This window comes from Picosynechococcus sp. PCC 7003 (assembly GCF_001693255.1).
Taxonomy (GTDB): Bacteria; Cyanobacteriota; Cyanobacteriia; order Cyanobacteriales; family MRBY01; genus MRBY01.
This window is the reverse complement of the sequence record NZ_CP016474.1, coordinates 984411-1010775: the sequence shown is the minus strand read 5'-3', so window position 1 is coordinate 1010775 and position 26365 is coordinate 984411. Positions and strand designations below refer to the sequence as shown.

26 protein-coding genes and 1 pseudogene are annotated in these 26365 nt (G+C 49.3%); 14 read left to right on the top strand and 13 right to left on the bottom strand.

From position 1 onward, the window contains the following. Positions 1-6 precede the first annotated feature (6 nt). Positions 7-555, bottom strand: coding sequence for a ribosome recycling factor (frr, locus tag AWQ21_RS04865; RefSeq protein ID WP_065713559.1), 549 nt, complete (start codon positions 553-555; stop codon positions 7-9). Beyond that, on the bottom strand, positions 542-1264 hold the full coding sequence (pyrH, locus tag AWQ21_RS04860; protein WP_065713558.1) for a UMP kinase: 723 nt from the start codon (positions 1262-1264) through the stop codon (positions 542-544). The genes frr and pyrH overlap by 14 nt, the downstream gene beginning before the upstream one ends. A 174-nt stretch (positions 1265-1438) precedes the next feature. On the opposite strand from pyrH, the gene pgeF reads away from it, so the two are divergent. Continuing rightward, positions 1439-2215, top strand: coding sequence for a peptidoglycan editing factor PgeF (pgeF, locus tag AWQ21_RS04855; RefSeq protein ID WP_065713557.1), 777 nt, complete (start codon positions 1439-1441; stop codon positions 2213-2215). Between the two features lie 143 nt (positions 2216-2358). Here pgeF and AWQ21_RS04850 read toward each other — a convergent pair whose 3' ends face one another. The 3 genes from AWQ21_RS04850 to AWQ21_RS04840 form a co-directional block, all read right to left on the bottom strand. Further along, positions 2359-3339 carry a 30S ribosomal protein S1 gene (locus tag AWQ21_RS04850; RefSeq protein WP_065713556.1) on the bottom strand — a complete coding sequence of 327 codons (981 nt, stop codon included), beginning with the start codon at positions 3337-3339 and terminating at the stop codon, positions 2359-2361. A 432-nt stretch (positions 3340-3771) separates the two neighbouring features. Beyond that, positions 3772-4317 carry a transcriptional regulator NrdR gene (gene nrdR, locus AWQ21_RS04845; RefSeq protein WP_065715222.1) on the bottom strand — a complete coding sequence of 182 codons (546 nt, stop codon included), beginning with the start codon at positions 4315-4317 and terminating at the stop codon, positions 3772-3774. A 182-nt stretch (positions 4318-4499) separates the two neighbouring features. Continuing rightward, entirely contained in the window at positions 4500-4595 is a 96-nt protein-coding gene (locus tag AWQ21_RS04840; RefSeq protein ID WP_012306584.1) for a photosystem II reaction center protein T, read from the bottom strand. Positions 4596-4787: 192 nt separating this feature from the next. On the opposite strand from AWQ21_RS04840, the gene AWQ21_RS04835 reads away from it, so the two are divergent. Next, a complete protein-coding gene (locus AWQ21_RS04835; protein ID WP_065713555.1) occupies positions 4788-5711 on the top strand; it encodes an RluA family pseudouridine synthase in 924 nt (307 codons plus the stop codon). Here the strand turns inward: AWQ21_RS04835 and AWQ21_RS04830 are convergent. Continuing rightward, on the bottom strand, positions 5708-7120 hold the full coding sequence (locus tag AWQ21_RS04830) for a hypothetical protein (protein ID WP_065713554.1): 1413 nt from the start codon (positions 7118-7120) through the stop codon (positions 5708-5710). The two genes, AWQ21_RS04835 and AWQ21_RS04830, sit on opposite strands and share 4 nt — an antisense overlap. A 266-nt stretch (positions 7121-7386) precedes the next feature. On the opposite strand from AWQ21_RS04830, the gene AWQ21_RS16745 reads away from it, so the two are divergent. From AWQ21_RS16745 to AWQ21_RS04820, 3 genes are all read left to right on the top strand, one after another. Continuing rightward, positions 7387-7788: a GFA family protein gene (locus AWQ21_RS16745; RefSeq protein WP_071932267.1), complete on the top strand. Its 402-nt coding sequence runs from the start codon at positions 7387-7389 to the stop codon at positions 7786-7788. Positions 7789-7909: 121 nt separating this feature from the next. After that, the gene (locus tag AWQ21_RS04825; protein ID WP_065713553.1) at positions 7910-8134 is read left to right on the top strand and encodes a TA system antitoxin ParD family protein; all 225 of its coding nucleotides are present in this window, start codon (positions 7910-7912) and stop codon (positions 8132-8134) included. Beyond that, positions 8121-8417, top strand: coding sequence for a type II toxin-antitoxin system RelE/ParE family toxin (locus tag AWQ21_RS04820; protein WP_065713552.1), 297 nt, complete (start codon positions 8121-8123; stop codon positions 8415-8417). The genes AWQ21_RS04825 and AWQ21_RS04820 overlap by 14 nt, the downstream gene beginning before the upstream one ends. 88 nt (positions 8418-8505) lie before the next feature. On the opposite strand, the gene AWQ21_RS04815 is transcribed toward AWQ21_RS04820, so the two are convergent. After that, positions 8506-10119, bottom strand: a complete 1614-nt coding sequence (locus AWQ21_RS04815) for a S8 family serine peptidase (RefSeq protein ID WP_065713551.1) — start codon at positions 10117-10119, stop codon at positions 8506-8508. Between the two features lie 119 nt (positions 10120-10238). Here AWQ21_RS04815 and AWQ21_RS04810 point away from each other — a divergent pair, with 119 nt between their 5' ends. After that, positions 10239-11825: a glucose-6-phosphate isomerase gene (locus AWQ21_RS04810; RefSeq protein ID WP_065713550.1), complete on the top strand. Its 1587-nt coding sequence runs from the start codon at positions 10239-10241 to the stop codon at positions 11823-11825. A 23-nt stretch (positions 11826-11848) separates the two neighbouring features. Here the strand turns inward: AWQ21_RS04810 and AWQ21_RS04805 are convergent, their stop codons facing one another. After that, a complete protein-coding gene (locus AWQ21_RS04805; protein ID WP_065713549.1) occupies positions 11849-12400 on the bottom strand; it encodes a DUF4334 domain-containing protein in 552 nt (183 codons plus the stop codon). A gap of 205 nt (positions 12401-12605) precedes the next feature. On the opposite strand from AWQ21_RS04805, the gene AWQ21_RS04800 reads away from it, so the two are divergent. Continuing rightward, entirely contained in the window at positions 12606-13034 is a 429-nt protein-coding gene (locus AWQ21_RS04800; protein WP_232315069.1) for a DUF29 domain-containing protein, read from the top strand. Positions 13035-13127: 93 nt separating this feature from the next. Beyond that, positions 13128-13691 carry a Uma2 family endonuclease gene (locus tag AWQ21_RS04795; RefSeq protein WP_065713547.1) on the top strand — a complete coding sequence of 188 codons (564 nt, stop codon included), beginning with the start codon at positions 13128-13130 and terminating at the stop codon, positions 13689-13691. Here AWQ21_RS04795 and AWQ21_RS04790 read toward each other — a convergent pair. Together AWQ21_RS04790 and AWQ21_RS04785 are read right to left on the bottom strand one after the other, a co-directional pair. Continuing rightward, positions 13688-14746: a M42 family metallopeptidase gene (locus AWQ21_RS04790; RefSeq protein WP_065715221.1), complete on the bottom strand. Its 1059-nt coding sequence runs from the start codon at positions 14744-14746 to the stop codon at positions 13688-13690. The two genes, AWQ21_RS04795 and AWQ21_RS04790, sit on opposite strands and share 4 nt — an antisense overlap. Before the next feature lie 148 nt (positions 14747-14894). Further along, entirely contained in the window at positions 14895-15359 is a 465-nt protein-coding gene (locus tag AWQ21_RS04785) for a glutathione peroxidase (protein WP_065713546.1), read from the bottom strand. A gap of 150 nt (positions 15360-15509) precedes the next feature. Here AWQ21_RS04785 and AWQ21_RS04780 point away from each other — a divergent pair, with 150 nt between their 5' ends. Next, a complete protein-coding gene (locus tag AWQ21_RS04780; RefSeq protein ID WP_065713545.1) occupies positions 15510-16499 on the top strand; it encodes an NAD(P)-dependent oxidoreductase in 990 nt (329 codons plus the stop codon). On the opposite strand, the gene AWQ21_RS04775 is transcribed toward AWQ21_RS04780, so the two are convergent. Continuing rightward, on the bottom strand, positions 16496-17869 hold the full coding sequence (locus AWQ21_RS04775) for a GDSL-type esterase/lipase family protein (protein WP_065713544.1): 1374 nt from the start codon (positions 17867-17869) through the stop codon (positions 16496-16498). The genes AWQ21_RS04780 and AWQ21_RS04775 overlap by 4 nt on opposite strands. A 145-nt stretch (positions 17870-18014) precedes the next feature. Between AWQ21_RS04775 and AWQ21_RS04770 the strand changes: the two genes are divergently transcribed. Continuing rightward, positions 18015-18488 (top strand): low molecular weight protein-tyrosine-phosphatase, encoded by a 474-nt coding sequence (locus AWQ21_RS04770; protein WP_065713543.1) that lies wholly within the window; start codon positions 18015-18017, stop codon positions 18486-18488. A 48-nt stretch (positions 18489-18536) separates the two neighbouring features. Here AWQ21_RS04770 and btpA read toward each other — a convergent pair whose 3' ends face one another. Next, entirely contained in the window at positions 18537-19370 is an 834-nt protein-coding gene (gene btpA, locus AWQ21_RS04765; protein ID WP_065713542.1) for a photosystem I biogenesis protein BtpA, read from the bottom strand. A gap of 237 nt (positions 19371-19607) precedes the next feature. On the opposite strand from btpA, the gene AWQ21_RS04760 reads away from it, so the two are divergent. Continuing rightward, positions 19608-20591 (top strand): cysteine synthase A, encoded by a 984-nt coding sequence (locus AWQ21_RS04760; protein WP_065713541.1) that lies wholly within the window; start codon positions 19608-19610, stop codon positions 20589-20591. Positions 20592-21030: 439 nt separating this feature from the next. Further along, a complete protein-coding gene (locus tag AWQ21_RS04755) occupies positions 21031-21729 on the top strand; it encodes a hypothetical protein (protein ID WP_065713540.1) in 699 nt (232 codons plus the stop codon). Between the two features lie 64 nt (positions 21730-21793). Here the strand turns inward: AWQ21_RS04755 and radA are convergent. After that, positions 21794-23209: pseudogene (gene radA, locus AWQ21_RS04750) on the bottom strand (DNA repair protein RadA); the annotation flags it as partial. Between the two features lie 221 nt (positions 23210-23430). Between radA and rpaB the strand changes: the two are divergent. Together rpaB and recJ are read left to right on the top strand one after the other, a co-directional pair. Further along, complete coding sequence (gene rpaB / locus AWQ21_RS04745; protein WP_012306606.1) at positions 23431-24159, top strand: response regulator transcription factor RpaB; 729 nt, start codon at positions 23431-23433, stop codon at positions 24157-24159. 145 nt (positions 24160-24304) lie between these two features. After that, a complete protein-coding gene (gene recJ, locus AWQ21_RS04740) occupies positions 24305-26305 on the top strand; it encodes a single-stranded-DNA-specific exonuclease RecJ (protein ID WP_065713538.1) in 2001 nt (666 codons plus the stop codon). Positions 26306-26365 lie beyond the last annotated feature (60 nt).

The following is a 26365-nucleotide window of genomic DNA, read 5'->3' as shown; positions in this document are numbered from 1 at the left end:
GATACCCTAGACCGTCATAATGTCTTTTTCTTTGATCTTGAGCAACTCATCGATTTTGGCGGTGAATTCATCCGTCACTTTTTGGATATCATCCTGCAAACTGCGGGACTCATCCTCGGAAATGTCGCTATTTTTTTCCTGTTTACGCACCTCGTCAATGGCATCACGACGAATATTGCGGAGGGCAACTTTTCCTTCTTCAGCTAATTTGCCCGCCGTTTTGACCAATTCTTGACGGCGCTCCTTTGTCAAGGGAGGAATATTTAAGCGGATATTTGTGCCATCGTTGTTGGGGGTTAGACCCAGATCGGACATGGAAATTGCCCGTTCCACATCACTCAAACTCCCCCGATCAAAGGGTTGAATCATAATAGTGCTGGAGTCGGGTGTGGAGATACTCGCCAACGATTTTAGGGGAGTTTCTGCACCGTAATATTCCACCGTAATCCGGTCGAGGAGCGTCGCACTAGCTCTCCCGGTCCGGAGGGTGTTAAAAGACCGCTGGGTTGCCTCAATGGTCTTTTGCATATTTTCTCTAAGTTCACTTAACTGCACAGGAACCTCCCACGATTGTTCCAACTGGTTCACCTTTAACGGCACGGACGATGTTGCCTTTCTCAAATAGATTAAACACCATAATCGGGATGTCGTTTTCTTTGCAAAGGGCGATCGCCGTCCCATCCATTACCCTTAAATCATTGGCGAGAACGTGGGCATAGGTCAAGCTTTCGTAGCGTTTTGCCTCTGGATTTTTCGCCGGATCGCTGTCGTACACCCCATCGACTTTGGTGGCTTTGAAGATTACTTCGGCATCAATTTCTGCTGCTCTCAGGGCTGCCGTGGTATCGGTGGTAAAAAAGGGATTGCCAGAGCCTGCGCCAAAAATCACCACCCGACCTTTTTCTAAATGTCGGATGGCCCGTCGCCGGATATAGGGTTCTGCTACCTCTTGCATGGCGATCGCCGTTTGTACCCGGGTCGGAATTTCAATTTGTTCGAGGGCATCCTGGAGGGTCATGGCGTTCATCACCGTCGCAATCATGCCGATATAATCCGCCGTCGCCCGATCCATCCCCTTGGCCGAAGCCTGTACCCCACGGAAAATATTGCCACCGCCGACCACGATCACAATTTGCACACCGCTGGAGACAACTTCTGCAATTTCTTTGGCGATGTCTGATACGATTTTCGGGTCAATCCCATAACCGAGATCCCCCATCAGCGCCTCACCACTCAGTTTTAAAAGAACACGTTGGTATGCCATCGGTTATCCCGTTCCTTACTCACACACATTTTGCCTCCATTAAAATAGCAGCTTTTCGGAAATTACGAGCCCACCCACACAACCTAGCCCCCGAAAAAAAGTCTTGGTTTTTCATGGCTATTTGCAGAAAACTCAAGCACAATAATCAGTGAAATAGCAGGACTGGCAAAAATCATGGCGATAAATCAATGGCATTGGCAAGAATGGGAAGGGCGACCCTATTTAACCTGTGAGCTGTTAGAGCCTTGGCACCATGGCTTCTTTACCCAAGCCTTTGCCCCGGAACTACCAGAAAACCTTGTCAAAATTTTTCACCCTGAAATCCCGGCCTACCGCGTTAAGCAGGTTCATGGGAATACGGTCCTCGCGTCCCATGAGATTAACTGGGAAGGGGAACATTTCTCCCCCGCTGATGGGATTGTTTCCACGGCGGCCCAACAGGCAGTTTTCGTCGCCACAGCGGATTGTACCCCTGCCTTAATTGGCGATCGCCGCACCGGACAAGTCGCTGCCGTCCATGCCGGTTGGCGGGGTACAGCAAAACGAATTATTCCCGAAGCGATTCAAAAATTCCTCGATACCGGTTCCGAAGTAAAAGATCTACTGGTGGCCCTTGGCCCGGCCATCAGTGGCGAAGTCTACCAAGTCTCCACCGCTGTCGCCGTCGAGATGGGGGTCAGTTTAGGCTTGCAGGATCTCGCAGATGACCTCGATGGGATGCTCCTTGCCCTGGAAAATCTGCTGGATTCGCCAATTCTGCCCGATGACGAACATGAAAAAGTGCGCCTCGATGTCCGTCGCGTTAATCAATTACAGCTGGAGCAGTTGGGTTTGGCCCTTGAGCAAATGGCGATCGCCCCCCACTGCACCTACCAACAACCCGAACATTTCTTTTCCTATCGCCGCAGCAACCAAAAAAATGTGCAATGGTCAGGGATTGTTTCTCGCTAACCCCAGGCAAAAATTCCCAAGAAAAAAGAGAGGCCTTTGCAGTACCTCCCTTCACGTCTAAAATTTACAATCAATTGTGCAATCTATAGAAAAAGCCTGTTGAACCCAGGGAAAAAATACCCAGTCCCCAGAGCTATTTCGCCTTATTCTGTTGCACTCATGTATTCATCATCTGTTTCGATGTCTTCGCTCTCATCCACTTGATCTTCAACGGTTAGACCAGCCGCTTCTGCCCGGAGCTTTTCGCGATACTTCTCTGCCATTTCCTCGGCCTTTTCAAACACAAGGTCACGGTTCTTGAGCATATCGCCCGGTTCGGGTTCAAGCTGCTTCGTGGACAAGGAGATCCGACCTCGTTCTGCATCGAGATCAATGATCATCACCTTCAGTTCGTCGTTCACTTGGAAGACACTGTGGGGCGTATCAATGTGGTCGTGGGAGATTTCAGAAATGTGGAGCAGGCCGCTGACCCCGCCGATATCAATAAACGCACCGTAGGGCTTGATGCCACGGACAGAACCAACAACAACTTCGCCGACCTCTAGGCCGTTCATCTTGCGCTCAACCAGGGCCCGACGGTGGCTGAGGACGAGGCGATTGCGGTCTTCATCGACTTCGAGGAATTTGAGGGGAAGTTCCTGGCCGACGAGATCTTCTTTCGCCTGGCGAGTGCTGATGTGAGAACCGGGGATAAAGCCGCGCAATCCTTCAATACGCACCAAGGCACCACCACGGTTGGTGGCAAATACCAAAGAGCGAACCGTCGCATCTTCTGCTTGGAGTTGACGGACACGCTCCCACGCTCTCATGTATTCAATACGGCGGATGGAGAGGGTAAGCTGACCATCTTCGTTCTCATCGGTGAGAATGAAAAACTCACGGGTTTCGTCAGATTGAAGAACCTCATCGGGAGTATCCACACGGTTAATGGACATCTCCTGGATGGGAATATATGCTGCGGTTTTCGCGCCGATGTCGATCAATGCACCTCTTGGCTCCATACTAAATACGGTGCCAGGAACGATATCTCCAGGGCTGAAGTGATAATCGTATTTGTCTAAGAGAGCGGCAAAATCGTCATGGGTAAAACCAATATCTACTGTAGCTGTGTTCTGACTGACCATGTGTGTTTCTATTCCTAGTGTTTAATCTCCTGAACTTTTGTTGCTGACCTCCAACCGCGATACGTGACCGACCTTTGGGATTTAAGGCACAACCCAAAATGGCTTTTTCATGACATATGTTTGGCGGGAGAAATAGTCTAGGGATGGGAAAGCATCGCCTCGACTAGCTTTGGGTAAATTACGGGAGCCTTGGATGTCTTCAAATTAGATGCTTGATGACATCTTGATAAGTAATTTACAGCAGCAAGAAAAACCGTACTACGGTAAAGCAGTATGGCAGGGTACATATCTTAAAATGTAAAAGTTTAAATATATTAAGATACAGGATATCAATAGTATCTCAAAAAACGACGCAGATCCATAAGTCCCCATGCTTATTTTTTGGGACGTCGCTGCAGGGGAACGGGACAAACAAAATAAATCTCGTTTAATCTAGTTTGCAGAGGGCGTTAGGACGGAAGGAGAAGTGAGATCTTCTGCTTCTTCGTCTTCATTGAGGGTCTGAATCCAGAGGTTGGCTTGCTCGGCGTTGTCCTGGAGGTGGCTGAGGGTTTCGATAAAGTCATCAACTCCCTGGAACTGCCGGTAGACGGAAGCAAAACGTACGTAGGCGACTTCACTTTCTTGGCGGAGTCGATGGAGCACTAAATCACCAATTTGGGCTGTGGTAATGCTGCGTTTGGGTTTTTGTTGGAGTTGGGCTTCGATTTCTTCGGCGATCGCCTCTAGGGTCGAGGGTAAGACGGTTGTTTTTTCGCAGGCCCGTACCATGCCCCGCAAAATTTTAGAGCGATCAAAGGCTTCACTTTGCCCATTGCGCTTGATCACAGAGATGGGCACAAATTCGATCCGCTCGTAGGTGGTGAAACGGTGTTTGCAACTGAGACATTCCCGGCGACGGCGAATACTCCGTCCAGCGCCAGTGGATCTTGACTCTAAAACGCGACTATCAGTATGTTGACAATAGGGGCATTGCATAGCGATTGGAACAGAGAAAATTTGGCCGATCTGAGCGAAATATTGCAGCCGTTGATCGGTGCAGCCTAATGATTGGGGGAAAATGGAGAAAGCCTGAACTAAGAAAAAATCTGCCGTAAAAGACAAACTTCTTGCTTTAGTTCAGGGATGATCTTCAAAGGTTGATATGAGAAAATCAAAGCTTATTTTTCGATACGGGGGGGTTCGCGGAAGGCGATCGCGAAAAAGAGAACCGATAACGCCATCGCTAGCACAATAATGTAAGCAACACTATCCATGTTTTTAAAAAATCCTTGGGTTTTGAACTTTTGCTTCACTTTAACATTTTTTTGTTCGGATCCTCAGTTGGGGTTTTGTTGATAATTGAGATTTTAAGTTTTTTAACGTTTTCCGCCCTGTTTGGGGGAAATATGGGGGCTAGGGAGCTTGGGAAAAAGAGTTTTGAAGGTGATTTGAGGAACAGCTAGAGGATGGCGGAACAAATTTTAGAATTAAAGGTTGAAGAATCAGGGGAACGACTGGATCAATGGTTAGCCCAGCAGCTGCCGGAACTGTCACGGTCCCGTTTGCAGCGGTTGATTGAGCAGGGTCAAGTGCAGCTCAATGAGGCCCTTTGCCAAGCGAAAAAGACAAAATTAAAAGTGGGCGATCGCCTGGTACTAAAAATTCCTGCCCCGGCCACCCTGGCCCTCGAACCGGAGGCGATGGATCTCGATATTTTATTTGAAGATGAGCACTTTTTGATTGTGAATAAACCTGCCGCGATGGTGGTGCATCCGGCACCGGGAAATTATACCGGCACCCTTGTCCATGGATTGTTGGCCCACTGCGGCGAAAATTTAGCTGGCATTGGCGGCGTACAGCGACCGGGCATCGTGCACCGTTTGGATAAGGACACAACCGGGGCGATCGCCATTGCAAAAACAGACCAGGCCCACCAGAGTTTGCAGGCGCAAATCAAGGCCAAAACCGCGAGGCGCGAATACATGGGCATTGTCTACGGTTGCCCCCGGGAAGAGGCTGGGACGATTGATGCGCCCATTGCACGGCATAAAGGCGATCGCAAAAAAATGGCCGTCGATGAAACGGGTCGTCCAGCGGTGACCCACTGGGAAATGATGGAACGCCTGGGCAATTATTCGTTGCTCTATTACAAGCTCGAAACGGGTCGCACCCACCAGATCCGCGTCCACAGTGCCTACATGGGCAATCCGATCGTGGGCGATCCCCTCTATACCAGTAATAAATTCGATAAAGTCAAGCTCACGGGCCAAGCGCTCCATGCCCGCAAGTTAATCGTCGAACATCCAGTTACCGAGGAGATCATTGAGGCGATCGCCCCCCTACCTGCAGAATTTGAAAAGTTACTGCGATTTTTACGGCAGCGGGCCTAGGGAAGCGCGCCCCGCCACTGGATCACCTGTTCCGCCTGGTGCTCCCCGAAGCGCCTCTCGGCGGTAATTTCTAAATCCACCACCATTCCGGTCTGGAGATACGCTTGATCCAAAGGCAGATCGCCTAAGCGCAATTGATATTCTGAACCGATTTGCTGCACTGCTTCTGGGGAAAGTTGGCCACTGTAACGAGTTTCATAGGTGTAACCCTCTCGAAATTGGGGCGTGGGATTGCGGGTGCGGTAGGTGACAATAAATTGTGTTTCTAACCAATCGCTCCGGGGCCCGAGATCGAGGATGCTGAAGGTCAAATCGCGGCCAGTTCCCCGCAAACCCTGGCGAATTAATTGGGTAGCCTCATCCGCTTGCATTGCCCGGTTAACCTGGATCTGAAAACCGTCGCCCTGGGGTTGCACGGCATAATCTAACCAAGCTTCCCCAGATTGTTGTACGGCTAACTGCCGACTTTTTCCCAGGCTGAGGCTAAATTGCGCTTGGTTAAAAGCAGTTTGGGATTGGTCGGCGGCCCAAATCAGTTGGATCGGTGCACTGAAAAGCTCAACATATTCGCGATAGGTATCAGGAACCTGGGAACCGCTGGCTAATTTGCTACGTAATCCCGTCGGCGATCGCCAAATATTTTTGCTGAGGGTCGTCCCAGATCGTTCCAGTGCGGCTAAAGAAATGGTGGTGTTCGGATTATCGGTGGGGATGGCGGTTAAATTTTGCACAAGGGTCACGGTGCCAGGAGTCCCGTCCCTGCCGGGGTTGCCATCGGGGGCATTGCGACCATTGCGACCGGGGGTGCAGTAATAGCGTTGTTGGGTACATCGCTCTTCTTTTCTGGGTTTTTCTTCGGGATTATTGCTGGCCACTTCTTCTAAATGACAAGTTTCCACAACCCAAGACGAATAGGGGCAACCACAGCCCTGACCGCCATAACCCCCTCGTCCTTCTAGCCCACCCTGGCCACCGCGATTGTCGATAAAAATCAGACTGAGATCCTGGGGCTGTTGATAGAAAATTGTCACATCAGCGCCATCGCCGCCAGCACCACCGTTACCGCCTCGACCGCCGTCGCCCCCATCGGCTCCCCGGAGATTATGTTCTGGTCGTCGCCAAAAAGTTGAACAGCGGGCCGCTTCGCCATATTCGCCATCGCTGCCTGGTTCGCCATCGCTACCTTTTAGGTTAAATGTGCGGGCGGTGCCATCAACAAAGATCGTTTGCGCTTGGGCACTGCTACCGGGGCGACCATCTCGACCAGGGCGGCCATCGCGACCCGTCTGCCCCCACGAAAAGGCATTGTTGTAGTAGGGATAATGCTGGGAAACCCCAGGGGCGATCGCCACGATCAGGGTTCCCCCGACCATGACACTACCCAGTCCGACCCAATGACGCCAATTCATCACAACATTTTTCCTTTAAATTCAACGCACCCTGATGCCTTTCCTCGACGAAAAAAGGAGTCGCTAGTTTCCCGTTGCTGCGGCAATCCACCAGGCAATAGGCGATCGCCGAATTTTGGACGCATTTTTTCTGCATAACACTCCATATTTAGCTATCTATGGAGAAAGTTTCTATACAAAAGTAACAGAGAGGGCACTATACAGAAATCATTCACATAATACATAGTCTATGTGTGCGTCACCTAGAGGTCATAGGAAAAGGAAAGATGACTGATTACTTTGGTTCTTGTCTGTGTGGAACCGCGAAATTTCAAGTACAAGGGGAGTTCGACAGCTTTTACCTGTGTCATTGTCAACATTGCCAAAAAGATACAGGCTCGGCTCACTCGGCAAATTTATTTTCGCGGTCTGCTAAATTAATTTGGCTGGCTGGTGTGGATGCAGTGACTACATTTACGCTTCCAGGTACTCGCCACAACAAAAGTTTTTGTAAGTTGTGTGGTTCAGCGTTGCCAAGCACTCAGATCGCAGATTTTCTCGTCATTCCCGCAGGGTGTTTGGACACAGAAATCTCTATGTCGCCGACTGCCCACATCTTTACATCGAGCAAAGCCGCTTGGGACAGAGGGTTAGGAGAACTACCAAAGTTTGAGGGCCTGCCAGGTTGAGCGACAGCATTTGACAAGAAAAATTAGGGCGTTGTTGCTGCCCACCAGGCGCTTATTGAAAATTTCGTTGCAAAACGCAACTTTATGGCGCATAATGCAATCATCTAGTTAGGAAAATAGTATGTCTGTTGCCGTTCGTATATCTAGCTCTTTGGCTGAAAAGGCTAAAATCCGTTCAAAAGCCATGCATCGTTCAGTTGCTGGTCAAATCGAGTATTGGGCGAAAATGGGTGAAATTCTCGAAGATAACCCTGATTTGTCTTTTGCTTTTGTACAAGAAATCCTCATCGGTAAAGAAGAGGCTAAGAACGAGAACTCTGAGTTAACACCTTATGAGTTCCAATAAAAAGAAAATCGAAGTATATCAAACTCCCTCCTTTACCAAGAAAAAAAAGAAGCTTCGTAAAAATGAAATTACAGACCTAGATAATGCTGTTAAAGCGATTATTGAGAACCCAGAAATTGGTGTTCAAAAAAAAGGCGATTTAGCTGATGTGTGGGTCTACAAATTTAAAATGGCAAAACAGGAAAATCTGCTTGCTTATAAGTGGGATGCGGAAAAAAGAATTCTTATTGCACTTGGCGTCCACGAAAATTTCTATCGTGATCTGAAAAAATCAAACTTCTAACAACGAGTTCGAGCGCAAAATTCCAAAGCTCCCTCTGCTCAACGTCAATGCTAAAAATTTGATTTGGCGATCGCCACATGAGAAAAAATTAGGGTGCTGTCGCTGTCCACCAGGCGATCGCATAATCTTGGCTAGCTTGATTGGCTTGCTCGGCATAGACCACCCGCATTTTATACTTTCCCGTTTGTGGCACCGGACAGAAAATATGTTCCACACTATCAACGGGACTGGTAGAGCGACAAACTGCGTCGTTTAAATTATTGGAATTGGCAGGCAAAAGATAAAGATTGAGATCATTCAAGCCGCGATCCGTAAAACTTTCCCCCACATCATATAGGCCGTTATTATTCTGGTCGTTTAAGTCCACCCAGCGATCCCAGGTGAGGGTCAAAGCCACAAAAGAATCCCGTTGCAGGGGCATTGCGAAATGATAGTCCTGAGATCCTTGGGTGCTGATTTTGTCGTAGTTCCAACCTTGACCCGGAATCGGAGCGGCTGTTGACCATTGTCCGGCGGCCAATTGTTGGTAAGCGCGCTGGGCATTGAGTTGACCTGTGCCCATTTCGATATCCAGGGGAATGTCGGGATTTTTGTAAGCGTCTCCCTCTAACCAGGTGCGATTTTGTTTACTGAGAATCGTGCGGGTCATGTCCAGGTACTTACCGTCCCCAGCATCGGCAATTTTGTCGGCACTGTTGAGCAATACCGCTTTCATCACTTCATGGCGACGGGCGTCGAGACTCCATTGGTCGGCCTGGGTTTTCAGTTGGCGATCGCCAAATTCCTGCAATAGAGCAACGGTACCCGTGATGTGGGGAGCCGCGAAACTCGTACCGCTCACCCGATCCATTTTATTGAAGGTGGTGATCAAATTTAGTTGGCTGCCGGGGGCACTGAGGCTAATGGCCCGGCGGGAACCCGTATTAATTTCCTGGCGAATCAAACGACTACCACTGCCCACAGGCAGGTCACTGAGATTGGCGAAATCGATTTTATTAAACGTATCCCCTTGAAACTGGGTGGTATAGGCAGTCGTAATGCCATTGTAATGATCCGTCGGAATCGGGATGCCACCATTACCCTGGTTCCCTGCTACCACGTGGAGGACATCATAAACCCGTGCTGTCCAGTCTAAACATTGGGTTAAAAGGGCATTTCCATCTAAGGCTGGATTCGGACGAGGATCGCGACTGAGGGATTCCCCAAAGCTGAAATTAATCGCCCGCACATCACCACCATTTTGTCGGGCAATGTGTTGGGTCGCGAGACATTCTTCTGGTTGGGCCGAATCATCGGTAGAGCCGATCGCCGAGGAAAACAGACGAGCCTCTGGGGCGACTCCCAGTTGGCGTTTATCTTGTCCAACCATAATGCCGGCCACCATGCCCGCATGGTCATCGACATAATCATCGGGGGTGGCTTTTTCGTTGAGAAAAAACAGTTGGGACAGTCCGAGTTGCGGTTGCCAGACGGCGCGTTTGTCGAGACCAAATTTACCGGGGCGACCAATTTCTACCTGACCAATGGCAATTTTACGACCCAGCAGATCGTAGGGGTCTCCGTGGAGGGTGGTGGCTTGGATACCGTTGTCACCAATGGAAGTGTTAAAGTCTTGGGCGATCGCCCCTTCCAATCCCCCAAAAACCGTCAAACCGAGGGTGAATATCCCAAAAAGTGACTGTTTTTGCCTAAATCTCCCCATGATCTCTCGCTATTAACCTAAAACTGAATACTAAACAATGTGAATTGCTACATAAATCGACGCCAGCCTCTAGTTAAACTTAACGTAAATCATCAAAAAACAGGTTGAGAAGTTTATATATGGATACCGCCGCACTCTGGCAACGTTACCAAGCTTGGCTCTACTACCATCCGGAACTAGAATTTTACGTCGATATCAGTCGGATGGGCTTTGATGAGGCGTTTGTACAAAGTTTACAACCAAAATTTGACAAAGCATTTCAAGATTTAAAAGCGATTGAAGCAGGGGCGATCGCCAACCCCGACGAAGGGCGCATGGTGGGTCATTATTGGCTGCGTAACCCGGATCTAGCCCCCAATGCCGAATTGAAAGCAGATATTGTTGATACCCTCGACAAAGTCGAAAAATTTGCCAAGGCGGTGCATGTGGGGGAAATTACGGCTCCTGGTGGCGCGCCATTTACCGACATTCTTTCCATTGGCATTGGTGGTTCCGCCCTCGGCCCCCAATTTGTTGCCGAAGCCCTCGCCGCTGTGGATGCGCCCCTGAAGATCCATTTCATCGATAACACCGATCCCGACGGCATTGACCGCACCCTCGCACAGGTCAAGGATCGGCTGAATACCACTTTGGCGATCGTCATTTCCAAATCCGGTGGCACCCCCGAAACCCGGAACGGCATGGTTGAGGTGAAAAATTTCTACAAGGCGAACAAGCTTGATTTTTCTTCCCATGCTGTCGCCATTACAGGAATCGGCTCCAAACTCGAAAATGTGGCGAAATCTGAGCATTGGCTGACCACTTTCCCGATGCATGACTGGGTAGGCGGTCGGACTTCCGAATTATCAGCCGTAGGTCTGGTTGCCGCCGCATTACAAGGCATTGACATTCGGGAGATGCTCGACGGCGCAAAAATTATGGACGATGCCACCCGCATTCCTGAACTCAAAAATAATCCGGCGGCATTATTGGCTCTGGCTTGGTACTACTCCGGCAATGGCAAGGGCGAAAAGGATATGGTGATTTTGCCCTATAAAGACCGTTTATTGTTGTTTAGTCGCTACCTCCAGCAATTGATCATGGAATCCCTCGGCAAAGAAGAGGATCTTGATGGCAATAAGGTCTACCAAGGGATTGCTGTCTACGGGAATAAAGGTTCCACTGACCAACACGCCTATGTGCAACAATTGCGAGAAGGGGTACCGAATTTCTTCGCGACGTTTATCGAAGTGTTAGGCGATCGCCAAGGAAATTCCATCGACATCGAAAATGGCGCAACCAGCGGAGACTTCTTGTCTGGCTTTTTACTCGGCACCCGCGAAGCCCTATATGACAATGGCCGCGATTCAATTACCGTCACAATCCCTGAAGTCAACGCAAAAACAGTCGGCGCAATGATTGCCCTCTATGAACGGGCCGTCACTATCTATGCTTCTTTGGTCAATATCAACGCCTACCATCAGCCCGGTGTCGAAGCCGGGAAAAAAGCAGCAGCATCCGTTCTTGATCTTCAGAAAAAGGTAGTTGATGCGGTAATGACGAGTGAGTCCCCTCTAACCCTCGATAGCCTGGCGATTAAAGTCGGGGCAGTCGAGCAAATCGAGGTGATTTACAAAATTGTTCGTCATCTAGCAGCTAATGGTCGCGCCTTGAAATTAGAGGGCAATCCGGCTCAACCTAGCGCACTCAAGATTAGTCGCCTCTAGATTCAAAATGTCTCAAGCTCGATCTATGGCTGACCTGTCACCCGCTCCAGGATAAAGAAAAATGGCTGGGCGGATTGTTTGAAATCCATCACACCAAACACTTGATTTTCGTCGATTTTCCTGAAGGAATCGTTAATGGGCAGGCAGTCATAGATCATGGTGGCGCTGACTTTGCCGCGATATTCCATCATTCGGAGTCTGGCTTGGCTTTTTTCGGTTTTAAATAGGCCATTGAGCAACTCCAGAAACGGTTTAAAGGCCGGGTTTTTTGGCGTGGGCAATTTCAAGACCATTTCCATGGTTTTTAGGTTGGGAGCTACTTTGAAAATTTCTCCCTGACGACCCGAAAAGAGCAGTGGATGTACGGTTTCTGGGTCAATAAATTCTTTACCGTACCAGTTGCCTAGCTCCAGCAGACCATCCATCGGGTGCCCGGTATAAACTCCCCGGCCTCGCCAACGTCCCCACATAAAATCAAGATCAACGGTTTCGAGGCTATCAAAGAGTTCAAGGGCTTGCTGGGTTGTACCTTGGCCTGTTTGTAAAATGCTTGATAACTCAGTTGTGGTCGTCATCGGATATCGCTCTCAATCAGTTTTTGGAACCTTTTCCATAGGCTAGCAAGAAATACAGGCGATGGCTGAGCTTGAAAAAAGCGACTTTTCTAGGTGCGCGGTTGGCCACAGTAAAAAATCAAAGCTAAATTAGAATCTCTATAAATCTATGTTTTTGATAAGCATCATGGTTTAAATAATGGTGAATACGCAATCTCAAGTACCCATGCAAGTTTTATATGACCAAGACTTTAATCTTTGGCTTGTAGAAACAATCCATTTTCTCAAGGAAGGGAAATTGTTGGAGGTTGACTATGAAAATTTGATTGAGGAACTAGAAACCATGGGCCGGAGTGAAAAAAATGCCCTGAAAAGTAACTTAAAAATCCTTCTGATGCATCTGCTTAAATATCAATTTCAGCGTGAAAAAAGAAGCAACAGTTGGCGTTATACAATTACGGAACACCGCCAAAGAATTTCAGATAGTTTAGATAATAGTCCCAGTTTAAAGGGATTTCTCGAACAAGAATTTGAACGCTGTTATCAAAATGCTCGCCGTTTAGCTGCCGATGAAACAGGAATATCTATCGATAATTTTCCCAAGATTTCACCCTTTACAATCCCGGAAAGTCTTGATTTAGATTATTTACCCTGATTTTTTAACAATTAAATTTTTGGGTGCTGGCAAGCGGCGATCGCCCCAGAAGACATCGACTACACTAAAAATATCAATACTCCCAGGAAAACCATGGTTGCCAATGCAGTTCGCTGGACAGTACAGGATCTCGAAGCCATGCCCGACGATGGTGGCTGGAAACGCTATGAAATTATTGATGGAGAATTAATCGTGACCCGTGCGCCCCATATTTTTCATCAAGATGCGGCTGGTAATCTTTACTTTGAGTTAGTCCAATGGTCGCGAAAATCTCAGCTAGGCAAAGCTTTTAATACACCAGGTGTAATATTTTCCCCAAACGATGGCGTGATCCCAGATGTGGTTTGGGTGAGCAATGCCCGTCTCGAAACGGATGTGGATGAGGCTGGGCATTTTACCGTTGCGCCGGAACTGATGATCAAAATTCTCTCGGTGGGCAAACTGAATGAACAGCGGGATAAAGAGGCAAAGCGTAAACTGTATTCGCTCTATGGGGTACAGGAGTATTGGGTGGTGGATTGGCGACTGAAAACCATTGAGGTCTATCGCCGGAATCAGGCACAGTTGGAGTTGGTCTGTACGCTACTGGGGAATGATTCTCTCACTTCTCCTTTGTTACCCGATTTTGCGATCGCCATTGATCAGGTCTTTCGTTAAGCTCGACTTTTCGGGTGCTGACAGTAGGCGAACAAAATATCAATGCAGTGGGCGATCGCCCCAATGTGAGCAATCTCGTAGCCATGGGTATTTTCTGTGGGAAAGCTCAGGCAAGCGCCCCGACACACATGGCCAAATTTCATCGCAATGGAGGCATCACTGCCAAATCCTTGGATAATTGCCTGCTGGAGGGGACGGTTAATCTCGGCAGCGGCGGTAAGAATTTCTTGATTTAAACCTTCGTCGTAGATCCCATAGCCATCCTGGGAGAGTAATACGGGTCGATCCCCAGCGGCGATCGCATATTCCCGCGCCAGGGGACAAATTTCCAGGGCAACCAAGGCATCCAGTGGGGTGTTTTGACTAAAATAAAGCGCTCCGACAGCCCCCACTTCTTCCTTGGCCGAGGCGACAAGATAAACATCCTGGGGTGGATGTTTGAGCCGTTGGGCCAGTTCAATCAGGATGACGAGGGAGGCTTTGTTATCCAGGGTATAGCTGGCGATGTAATTTTTCAGGCGGAACGGTTTTTTGCGGTGTTTCCCGACCACCACCCGACTCCCAGGCCGCACCCCAGCGGCGAGGAGTTCACTGCCATGGCACTTCGTTTCGAGCCAAGCTTGCGGCCATTGGACGGGTTTTTCCGTTTGTAAAAGTTTCTGGGGGGACTCGTGGGAAACATGGCGCGACCCAAAGCTGAGAATCCCGGAAATCGTTGTGTTATCGCCGAGGATATCCATCACTCCTTCACCATAAATCCAAGGGTAAGACCCACCTAATGCCCGAATTTCGACGCGACCCGTGCGGTCATCCACCTGTTTCACAATTGCCCCAATTTCATCCTTGTGGGCAGTGATGGCGATCGCCCCTGCGTCAGGATTTTGGCCAGGAATTTTGACGATGATATTGCCGGCCCGGTCTTGCCAGTGGTTCACCCCAAGCTTGGCGAACAGCGCAAGGAGATACCGATCGATTTCCGTTTCCTGGCCACTGGGGGAATGGTGCATTACCAAGGTTGAAATTTGCTCGAAAAGCAGGTCAAAGTCGTGGCTCATGGTCGAAAAAAATTGCGGGGAATAGAGAAAAAATAAGGAAAATCGCCCCCAGGATTCTCGCAACTTTACCTGAAGAACAACAGAAGTGCGGGAAGGGGCGATCGCCAATGTCAAGTCCCCCTTCCTAAGGGGGATTTAGGGGGATGTATTAACCCAAAGCCTTTTCAATGGCTGCTTTCAGGTTTGCATCATCAGGGGCGGTCTGGGGCTCAAAGCGTTCGATTACTTCGCCATCACGACCGACAAGGAATTTGCCAAAGTTCCAAGCGATGTCGGGGCCATCTCCCACGAGGAATTGGTAAAGAGGACTGCGGTTGGCACCGTTGACATCCTGTTTTTCGAGGAGGGTAAATTCCACATCATATTTGGTCTTGGTGAAATCCTTGATTTCCTCAGGGGTACCGGGTTCCTGGGCGCCGAACTGATTACAGGGGACGCCGACAATCACCAAACCGCGATCGCCATATTCTTGATCGAGGGCAACCAGGCCATTGTACTGGGGCGTCAGGCCGCATTTGCTCGCTACATTCACGAATAAAACGACTTTATTTTCAAGGGTTTCCGGGCTGAGGGGAGCGCCGTCTAAGGTTTTTAACGCTGCGGGTAAAGCCATAGTGAGGATTACGAATTATTACGACAGTTCCTATTATCGGGGATCGACGGGGGACAGGGGTAGCCTGGGTCAGATTTTTACAAATTTTTCGGGACAGACCGCCACATACTAAACTAAGGGGCAACTTTCCATCGCGCATTCCGCCCACCCATGACGAAAAAGGTCTTCATTACTGGCGCTAGTGGCTGCATCGGCCATTACCTCGCTGAAACGTTCATCTACCACACCGATTATGAGCTTTATCTGTTGGTGCGATCGCCCCAGAAATTGCGCTTCAACACCGAGGCCCGGGGCGGCATTCATGTGGTTCAGGGGGATTTATTAGACATCGAACAGCAGGCAGAGCTCCTGAAAACGATCAACGTGGCGATCTTGGCAGCCACAGCCTGGGGCGGTGCCCAGGAATCCTTTGAAACTAACGTGGTAAAGACGGCCCAGCTTATTGATCTGCTCGATCCAGAGATTTGTGAGCAGGTAATTTATTTTTCCACGGCGAGTATTCTGGGGCGTAACAATGAAGTGCTGACGGAGGCGCGGGACTTTGGCACCGACTACATCCGCACGAAATACGAGTGTTACCAAAAGCTCGGCACCTTAAAATTAGCCCCGAAAATTTCCGTCGTCTTTCCGACTCTAGTGGCCGGAGGCGCTGAAAATAAACCTTTTTCCCATCTGTCTGGCGGCCTGCGGGATCACATTAAATGGTTGTCCATCGCCAAGTTTCTCAGTGCGGACGGCAGTTTTCACTTTATCCATGGGGAAGACATTGCGCGGGTGGTGCGCCATCTGGCAGAAAATCCACCGACCATTCGCTTTGATCTGCCCCCCGGAGAATTAGACCCCGATCGCCAGTTTGTACTAGGCAATGAACCGTTAACCGCCGACGCGGCGATCGCCCAACTCTGTGAGCACATGGGCCAAAAAATTTACTTTAAAATTCCTCTGTCCCTGTGGTTGGCAAATTTCATCATTAAGGTTTTCCGGATTCAACTGGCGGCCTGGGATCGCTTTTGCATCGACTACCGCCATTTCACCTACCGCAAAACCTACAATCCCCGCAGCTTTGGTTTGGAATCTGCCTGTCCAAAACTCAGTGATGTTCTCACTAGTGCCGGGATTGTCCCACGTCGTCGCCCTTAATCGAGGAAGAAATTTTCCGGGATAATCTGCATCTTGGGTAAATTGGCGATCGCCCCATAGAGTTCTGCCGCCATGGCCTCATTGCCTGCGCCGTTGAGATGAATGGGGTCAATAAATGTCGGTGTGGGGAACTGAGCATCTAGATTATAGAAATCGATGACCTGGAGATTATTGGGAAAATCCTGGGCCAACTGTTCCAGGGCTTCCGCAAATTGGGGGTAATAGGTGGTCATTTTTTCGGTGTAACTCTCCCCCAGTTGATCGCGGATGGTCGTTTCCGTCGGATCGAGTTGGGCCTCGGGCCGTCCGGTAATTTCCGGTTGGAGCGCCACCAGCAAGGGAATTTGAGCTGCACCGCACAGACTGACCATCTGGGCTAGGTTGTCTTTATACCGTTCTAGACGGGTCTGGAATTCTGCGTCGGAATTGGGCAGTTGTTGCCCTAGACTCGTTGTATTGCGTTCACGGATACTAAATACCTCTCCCCCCTGATTGGTTTTCTGGGGTGATGTCAGGGTAAAAATGGTACGCACGAGGGCACTTTTTTCGGCTTTGTCGCGCAGGGATTGTTTAAGGTACTGATGGAAATAGGCGTCGGGATTTTTGGCAAACTCCGTTAATTTCGGAATTTCCGTTGCCTCCTGGTCACTGGGAAGAAGTAAATCTTCGTAGCCATTGAGAAGAATGATTAAATCTGGCTTGTAGGGCAAAATTTCGAGGGCGAGTTGGGCCAGCTCATTGCCGGAACTATAGCCAGGCACGGCCACATTCACAACGCGGTAATTGCCTTCTTTAATTTTGGCGGGGAGTTGAGCAAGACGACGTCGGGTCGGTGGGAAGAAGGGGAAAACATCCGGGCGGTAGGTTGCAGGAGATTGCCGTTGATCCTGGACACGGTCTTGGAGGCGTTGTTCGAGGAAAGCAGCGATGGTCTCTTGGTTGCTCTGGGCGCCTCTGCCGAAGGCGGTGGAATTTCCTAATAGAAATACACGAATTTCCCCTTGGGGTTTAGCAACGGGTAATGGCTCTTCGTCCCGGAATCCCTGTTCATTCAGGGTAAAAAATTCACTCGCTTGGTTGCCAACTAATTTGTAGCCAGTGGCAATGGATTCGTGGGCCAGCAGTTTACCGCGATTGTCTAGGCCTTGGTAATTGTTTTGGTCGTCGTCGACAAATTTCAAACTATAGGCGATCGCCTCCTGGGATAGTTGGTCATTCTGGTTTTCAAAATAACTAGAGCCAAGCCGAGCGAGCACCTCTAAACCGAGGAGCGCTACCGGTACCGCCACCAGAATCGTCCAGGGGGAAATGGATTTTTTCTTTTTTCTTCGACCGAGGGACGAGTAACGACGGCGACCGCGACTAAACATGTACGCTTTCCTTTTTTTTACGAGAGAATTTCCAACTATTTTCAAGGGAGATGGCCCATTTGTCATGGGGAATTTGTGCTTTTCCGGGGAGGAATTTGGGGTACACTGCAAAATTGCGATCGCCCCTTAGCTGAAAAAAATTGAGATGGCCTATAAATTATTATTCGTTTGCCTCGGTAATATCTGCCGTTCCCCCTCCGCCGAAAACATTATGCGGCATCTTTTGGAGCAAGAAGGTTTAAGCCATAAAATTCTCTGTGATTCGGCCGGCACGTCTAGCTATCATGTGGGAGCTGCCCCAGACCGACGCATGCAGGCAGCGGCCCAAAAGCGCGATATTCGCCTCGTAGGTAGTGCCCGGCAATTTTCCCGCGCTGATTTTGAAGCCTTTGACCTGATTTTGGCGATGGATCGTGCTAATTACCGCGATATCTTGTCCCTAGACCGGGCAGGCACCTATGACGAAAAAGTTAAGATGATGTGTGACTACGCCACGAATTTTCCCGATAGCGAAGTGCCAGATCCCTACTACGGCGGCCAATCAGGTTTCGACTATGTGATCGATTTGCTCCTCGATGCCTGCCAGGGACTCCTCCAGGAGATTAAACAGGAAATGTGATGGTGTAGGCAATTTATTCCTCAAGTCGCACCATATTTATCCGCACGATTAGGCAAATTGTTTCTGGCGCATCTGGCGAATTTTAATGCCTTGCTGGGCTGATTCCATAAACTGGGACACTCGCAACGGATCAATGGGCTCACTGAGCTTGCCATGACGTTTGAGAGAACTGGCGACAATGGCCCCGTCTGCTACCTGGAGGAGGTTGCCGATGTTCTCCCAGGTCGCGCCACTCCCAATTAAAATCGGCGTATCTCCTGCATTGGCGCGGGCATCTTTCAAATCGTCCATTTTCGGCACTTGACCCGTCGCCCAACCGGAGAGAATCACCGCATCGGCTAAACCCCGTTCTACGGTGTCGTGGATGGCGGCGGTGAGGTTTGGCGTACTGATGGGGTGGGCGTGTTTCACGAGGACATCGGCCAGAATTGCCACGTCTGCATCGAGTTCACGGCGATATTTCAGCAGTTCATAGGCATTGCCTTCAATCAACCCTTGATCGGTGGCCATTACCCCGGTGAGCACATTGACACGAATGAATTTAGCACCGGTACAGGCGGCGATCGCCATCGCGCTTTTGGCATCATTACGAAGGACATTGATCCCCAGGGGGACAGTAACCAACCCCGCAAGACGATCCATGATCAGGGTCATGGCACTGATGGTGGCGGGATCAACCCGGTCTTTTGTGAAGGGGGCATCAAAGAAATTTTCGATAATAATGCCGTCAATCCCCCCTGCTGCAAGGGCCGTTGCCTCCTGTTCGGCGCGGTCCATCACCTGACGAAAGTCACCGCCCCAACGGGCAGAGGTGGGCAAAGGCAACAGGTGAACAACGCCAAGGATGGGATTTTCGGTCTGGAAAAGATGTTTGAGATCCACTGATTTTCTTTACGTTCGTTTGTACAGGGTCACTCCCACAGGAGCGATGCCTCGTCACCTTTGCAGGCTTGGGATAGGGCGTAAATTAGTATATCAGGGGCAGGCCTCCCCAAAATTTTGTTTCCCCGAAGAAAAGGCGATCGCCCGCACAATTCACCACGGGAATCGAACCAGCCCATGTCACAATAGGGGGATTGCAACCCACAGTGCAAAAGACAGAAGAAACAGAATCAACCTATGGATATCAAAGACGGTTTTGTTGGTGCAGTTGGCAACACCCCCCTCATTCGCCTGAACAGTTTTAGTGAAGCAACAGGCTGTGAAATTTTAGGCAAAGCAGAATTTCTCAATCCCGGTGGTTCCGTCAAAGACCGGGCCGCCCTCTACATCATCAAAGACGCCGAAGAACGGGGCCTGCTCAAACCTGGTGGCACCGTTGTTGAAGGCACCGCTGGCAATACAGGCATTGGTCTGGTTCATATCTGCAATGCCAAGGGTTACAAGTGCATCATTGTGATCCCCGAAACCCAGTCCCAGGAAAAAATTGATCTCCTCCGGACCCTGGGCGCAGAAGTGATTACGGTTCCGGCGGTGCCCTATGCCGACCCTAACAATTATGTGAAATATTCCCAACGGCTCGCCGCAGAGACAGAAAACGCGATCTGGGCCAATCAGTTTGATAATTTGGCCAACCGTCGCGCCCACTACGAAACCACTGGTCCGGAAATTTGGGCCCAAACCGACGGCAAAATTGATGCTTGGACGGCAGCTACGGGAACTGGGGGCACCTATGCTGGCACTGCCCTCTACCTCAAGGAAAAAAATCCTAACGTTAAATGTGTTGTGGCTGACCCCATGGGCAGTGTGCTCTATAGCTACGTGAAAACAGGGAAGCTCGACCGGGAAGGCGGTTCGATCACGGAAGGTATTGGTCAAGGACGCATTACCGCCAATATGGAAGGGGTGCCCATGGACGACGCCATTCGGGTTGATGACCAGGAGGCGGTGCGGGTTGTGTATCAACTCCTAAAGAAAGATGGTCTGTTTATGGGGGGCTCCGTTGGGATCAATGTCGGTGCTGCCTATGCCCTTGCCAAGGAAATGGGGCCGGGCCACACGATTGTGACGGTGTTGTGTGACAGTGGCGCTCGTTATCAATCCCGCTTATTTAACCCGGAATGGCTCGCCAGTAAGGGCTTAAAGAAGATAGTTAATTGTTGAAAAAACCTAAGGGCGATCGCCTACCTTTTTTTAAATTATGGAAACCCAAGCTTTAGATATTGTGATGGGGGTTTTAGCTTTTCTCATCGTCGCCAGTGGTTTATTTATGCTGATCAAAGGCACCATAGCGATGAATGATAAACAGTAAATTGCCTCTGTTATCATAGGCGCAGTTAATTGATGATGGCAATTCTTCATCACCTTAAACAGAATAAAGAAAACAGCTGTCGAAAAAAACATAAAATTATTTCTGACCTGAGAAAAAAATGATGTAATGCTTAATTCTTAGGCAAAATAGGATTATTTGATCATGATTTTCTTCGATATCTTGAGCATACTGAGCAGTGGCAAAAAAACAAAAAGACTTCTGGTTTCACTGCGTCATGAATAAGTTGTCTTGGTTTTCTTTTGGAAGAGTATCAAGAATATAGGTGTTTTTATGATTCCATTAGTTTTGTTTTTTGTGTTTATCCTTGTTTTGATTTCTTTTTGGATGTTTTTGAGTTCACAGAAAAGAATTAAAGCAGTTCAAGAAAGCAGAATTTTAAGTGTCAAATCTATAGGATCTTACTACTCAAACTTTCCGTTAGCAAATTTAGGTATAGTCATATCTATAGATAGGAAACAACGCAGGATTAAAATCCTTTTTCCAAAACTAACAACGGCAGGAGACATTCAATATATTCAATCGTGGCATAATTTTCAGTATGTTCAAGTACCAGACAAAAACACCCTGCGTAAATCACAAAATATCCAAGAGTTAGCTACACTAGTTCAAGAACACCTTCAGCTTGAAATAGAAATAGAAAAACTGACAGAAGAATGGAAAAAGATTAAGAAATTATCTGAACTAGTGTCAACATCAGAGTTTTATTCAAACCGTCAAGAAACTTGTAAAAAAGCTTTATTTCAAGTCAAGAAACTACTCAAAAAGGCAGATCAACTAGAACAGGTCTATGTGCGTTTTATTAGGGAGATTCTGATTGGTTACGAAATTTCAGGGTTTGATTTTAAACCTTTAACTAATGAAAAATTGATGCTGATTGATTCACAGCACAAAAAAATCAAAGAAGAATATCAGGATATAAAGAATACAGCGATAGCTTATGCTGAACTGATCCAAACACGCCAAATTTAGATGTCTGAATTCATAGGCAAAAAATCAAGGATTTTTTTAAACAACAGAAGAGAAAACTTTATTCTTTGCTATCGGCGGGTAAAGCGGCAACAATCGCATCCAACACACGGGCCACGGGAATAATATCGAGATCCAAACCATCCGGTAACTTTTGACCTTTGGGCACAATGGCACGGGTAAAGCCCAATTTCATCGCTTCCTTGAGGCGGGTTTCGAGGTGGGAAACAGGGCGAATTTGTCCCCCCAAACCTACTTCGCCGATTAGCACAGTCTGGGGTGAAACAAGGCGATCGCGGAAACTGGCCACCAAAGAAATTGCGATCCCCAAATCGACTGCCGGCTCAGAAACCGTCAAGCCCCCCGCAGAAGCAACATAGGCATCCAGTTTTGAGAGGGGAATGCCGACCCGCTTTTCTAACACCGCCAAAATTTGCTGGAGACGGGAATAATCAACGCCCGTGGTAGAACGTCTGGGGGAAGAATAGCTGGTGGGACTGACTAGGGCTTGTAATTCAACTAAAAGGGGCCGGGTGCCTTCACAGGCGACAACGGTGGCAGTGCCGGGAGTTGCCTCTTCGCGGTTACCGAGGAAAAGTTCCGACGGATTGAGCACTTCCTCTAATCCCTGCTCCCCCATCTCGAAAATGCCGACCTCATGGGTCGCCCCAAAGCGATTTTTCACGGAACGCAACAACCGATGGGAGGCGTATCTATCCCCCTCGAAATAAAGCACCGTATCCACCAGGTGTTCTAAAACCCGTGGCCCGGCGATCGCCCCTTCCTTGGTGACATGGCCAACGATAAACAGCGTGATATTTTCCCGCTTTGCCACCTGCATCAACGCCGACGTACATTCCCGCACCTGGGAAACCGAGCCGGGAGCCGAACCCAGGGCCGAATAGTAAAGGGTTTGAATACTGTCAATCACCGCCACCTGGGGCCGGAGGGTTTCTAGTTCCGCCAAAATTGTTTCTAGGCCCGTTTCCGTCAGCACATATAAATTTTCTTCTGGGGGGTGGTCTGCATCCCGGAGGCGATCGCCCCTGAGTTTGATTTGTTGGCCCGATTCCTCCGCCGACACATACAAAATTCTTGGTAAACTTGTGCTGAGTTGATAAGCGACCTGGAGCAATAAGGTTGATTTCCCGATGCCCGGATCGCCCCCAATCAGCACCAAAGAGCCAGGTACTAAGCCACCCCCAAGCACCCGATCTAACTCCCCAAAACCAGACCCAAAGCGCATCCGTTGGTTGGTATCAATATCCGTGAATTTCACCGCAGTGCGTGAAACGGGGCTCGCTGTTTTTCGGGTTGTTTTAGGCTTATGGTGCCAGGTACGACTCACACCAGCACTACTTTCCTTTTCGCGGATCTCTTCTTGCAGTGACCCATACACCCCACAGTCTGGACATTTACCGAGCCATTGCCGTGCCTCTGCCCCACATTCACGACACACATAAATTGTTTTTGCCTTGGCCATGACTTGTTATCTCCCCATCACAATGAATTTCCAGCGGTGGCAGCATTACCCCGAAAAACCGCACACTTTCCAAAATAAATCTTAAAAAACTTCTCATTTTCCCGAAAACCCTACCTCAGACTCCCATCAGATTTCAGGAAAGCGATATTCTTATATCTAGATAACCCTACTTAATAAACTTCAACAACACTTACCGAAAGTCAACAGGAGCGTGAAGGAACTTGGAAAATCATAAAGAAAGAATTCTTGTCGTTGACGACGAAGCCAGCATCCGCCGCATCCTCGAAACCCGCCTTTCCATGATTGGTTACGAGGTTGTGACCGCCGCCGATGGTGAAGAAGCCCTCGCCACATTTGACGAAGCCGACCCCGACTTGGTTGTTCTCGATGTGATGATGCCCAAGCTCGATGGCTACGGCGTCTGCCAAGAACTCCGCAAAGAGTCCGATGTGCCGATTATTATGCTCACGGCCCTTGGGGATGTGGCGGACCGCATCACTGGCCTAGAACTCGGAGCCGATGATTATGTCGTGAAACCCTTCTCCCCCAAAGAACTAGAAGCGCGCATTCGTTCTGTCCTGCGGCGCGTTGAAAAAAATGGTGGGACAGGCATTCCCAGCTCCGGGGTCATTCATGTGGGTTCAATCCGCATCGACACCAACAAGCGCCAAGTCTATAAAGGTGATGAGCGTATCCGGTTAACGGGGATGGAATTTAGCCTGTTGGAATTGCTGGTGAGCCGTTCTGGGGAGCCCTTTTCCCGCTCAGAAATCCTGCAAGAGGTGTGGGGCTATACCCCTGAGCGCCACGTGGATACCCGCGTTGTGGATGTGCATATTTCACGGCTGCGCGCCAAATTAGAAGATGATCCCAGCAATCCCGAACTGATTTTGACAGCCAGAGGTACAGGTTATCTGTTTCAGCGGATCCTCGAACCGGGTGATGAATAATCCCAAGAATTGTACGGATAGACTTTTTTAAGATCATGGTTGGGATGAATGTTTGACCGTGGTCTTAAATTTTGACTGAGTATCCTAAATCCGAGAGGGGCTTCTGCGCCCATTAACTTTTTTGCCGCAAGCCATTTCCTTTGTCATGACTCTTCGCCTCCCCCAACAACGCTGGCACATTGCCGATCGCCAACCGGACATCACCCAATCATTGGTTGAAGCGATGGGCCTTAATCCACTTGTGGCTCAGGTTTTAGTGAATCGCAATATTCGTACCCCAGAACAGGCCCAGGTTTATATCCAACCGGAATCCCAGCGACTACCTGCGCCCCTGGTGGAATTTGAGGACTTGGCCCTCAGTGTGGAACTCCTCCAGGAGGCGATCGCCGAAGAGACCCTGATTGCCATTTGTGGCGATTATGATGCCGATGGCATGACCAGCACCGCTTTGCTGTTACGGGCCTTGAGCCATGTGGGGGCCAAGGTCACCTACGCGATCCCCAGTCGCATGAAGGACGGCTACGGGATCAACGAGCGCATTGTCATCGAGCTTGCCGAAGAAGGAGTTGGCTTAATTCTCACGGTGGACAACGGTATTTCCGCCTACGAGCCGATCAGTTTGGCGCGAGATCTGGGGCTGGATGTGATTATCACCGACCACCACGATTTGCCGGATCAGTTGCCCCCCGCCAATGCAATTCTTAATCCGAAATTGCTGCCGACGATGTCTCCCTATAGCGGTTTAGCTGGAGTGGGGGTGGCCTATGTGCTGGCCGTGTCTCTGGCCCAGGCCGTAGGCAAGCTAGAAGGACTCACCAGCCAAATTTTAGAATTATTTACCCTGGGGACTATCGCCGATCTTGCTCCCTTGAGCGGGGTGAACCGTCGCTGGTTGAAACGCGGCCTCAAGCTTTTACCCCAGTCGGAACTAGCAGGGGTACAGGCGCTGATGCAAATTGCTGGGGTCGATGACCAAAAGAAACAACTCAAACCCGATGATATTGGCTTTCGATTTGGCCCCCGCATTAACGCCGTTGGTCGCATTGATGATCCCCAAAAGGTGATTGAGCTGTTAACCACCAATGAACCGAGTTTAGCCCTGGAGCGGGCAATGCAATGTGAGCAGATCAACAAGCAGCGGCAGGAGATGTGTACCCAGATCGAAGCGGAGGCGATCGCCCTCGTGGAGGAAACTCCCATCGACTACCAAGGGCAGCGGGTATTGGTCGTTTGCAAGGAAGACTGGCACCATGGCGTGATTGGTATTGTTGCTTCCCGGTTAGTCGAACGCTATGGCGTGCCCGTTTTTATCTGTACCGCCGAAGGGGACGGCAAAATTCGTGGCTCGGCCCGGGGCATCGAAGAATTTAATGTTTTTGAAGCGTTGAACTATTGCCAAGATCTTCTGGGTAAATTTGGGGGCCACAAAGCCGCAGGGGGATTTTCCCTCGCCCAGGATAACCTGAGCGCGTTTACTGAAAAGCTCAGTGAATTTGCCCACCAATTGCTCAAACCAGAACACCTTAAACCCCTGGTAAAAATTGACGGGGCTGTAGATTTCACTGATTTAACCCCAGAGTTTTACCAACAAATTGATCAACTCCATCCCTGGGGCATCGGCAACCCAGAACCGATTTTCTGGACAAAAAATGTGCAGCTTCTGGAGCAACGCACCATAGGGAAAAATCACCTAAAATTTACCCTTGGCCAAACCATCGCTGGCCAAACATTTACTATTAAGGCGATCGCCTGGCAATGGGGAGACTATCTGCCTCTCCCCTCGACCCTAGATATTGCCTACAAACTCAAAGAAAACCGTTGGAATGGCCAAGTAAATCTGGAGCTAGAATTGGTTGGGGCGCATCCCAGCGAGGCCCTTCGTCCTATGACCCTAGACCGGGAAATTTCTCCCCAAGGTCAGCCTCAGAATTCAGAAAAGTCATTTCTGTTTAATGACCGGACGTACTTCTGTACCCTCGCTGATCAGGGATTAACCCTCAGAATTCGCAATGATCAAGGCAAATTATTGGCGATCAAAAAAGGCCAACGGCGGGGCAAACTCGGCGAGCAAACTGTTGATGTTACCCAACCTCCTTTTTTTCAGATGATCAAAACGGCGATCGCCACCCTCGAACAAGCCAACTAAATCAGCACAAAAAAAGACAACTCCCCTGTCGGTTTGTTGTCCCTGAGCACAATTTGTTTT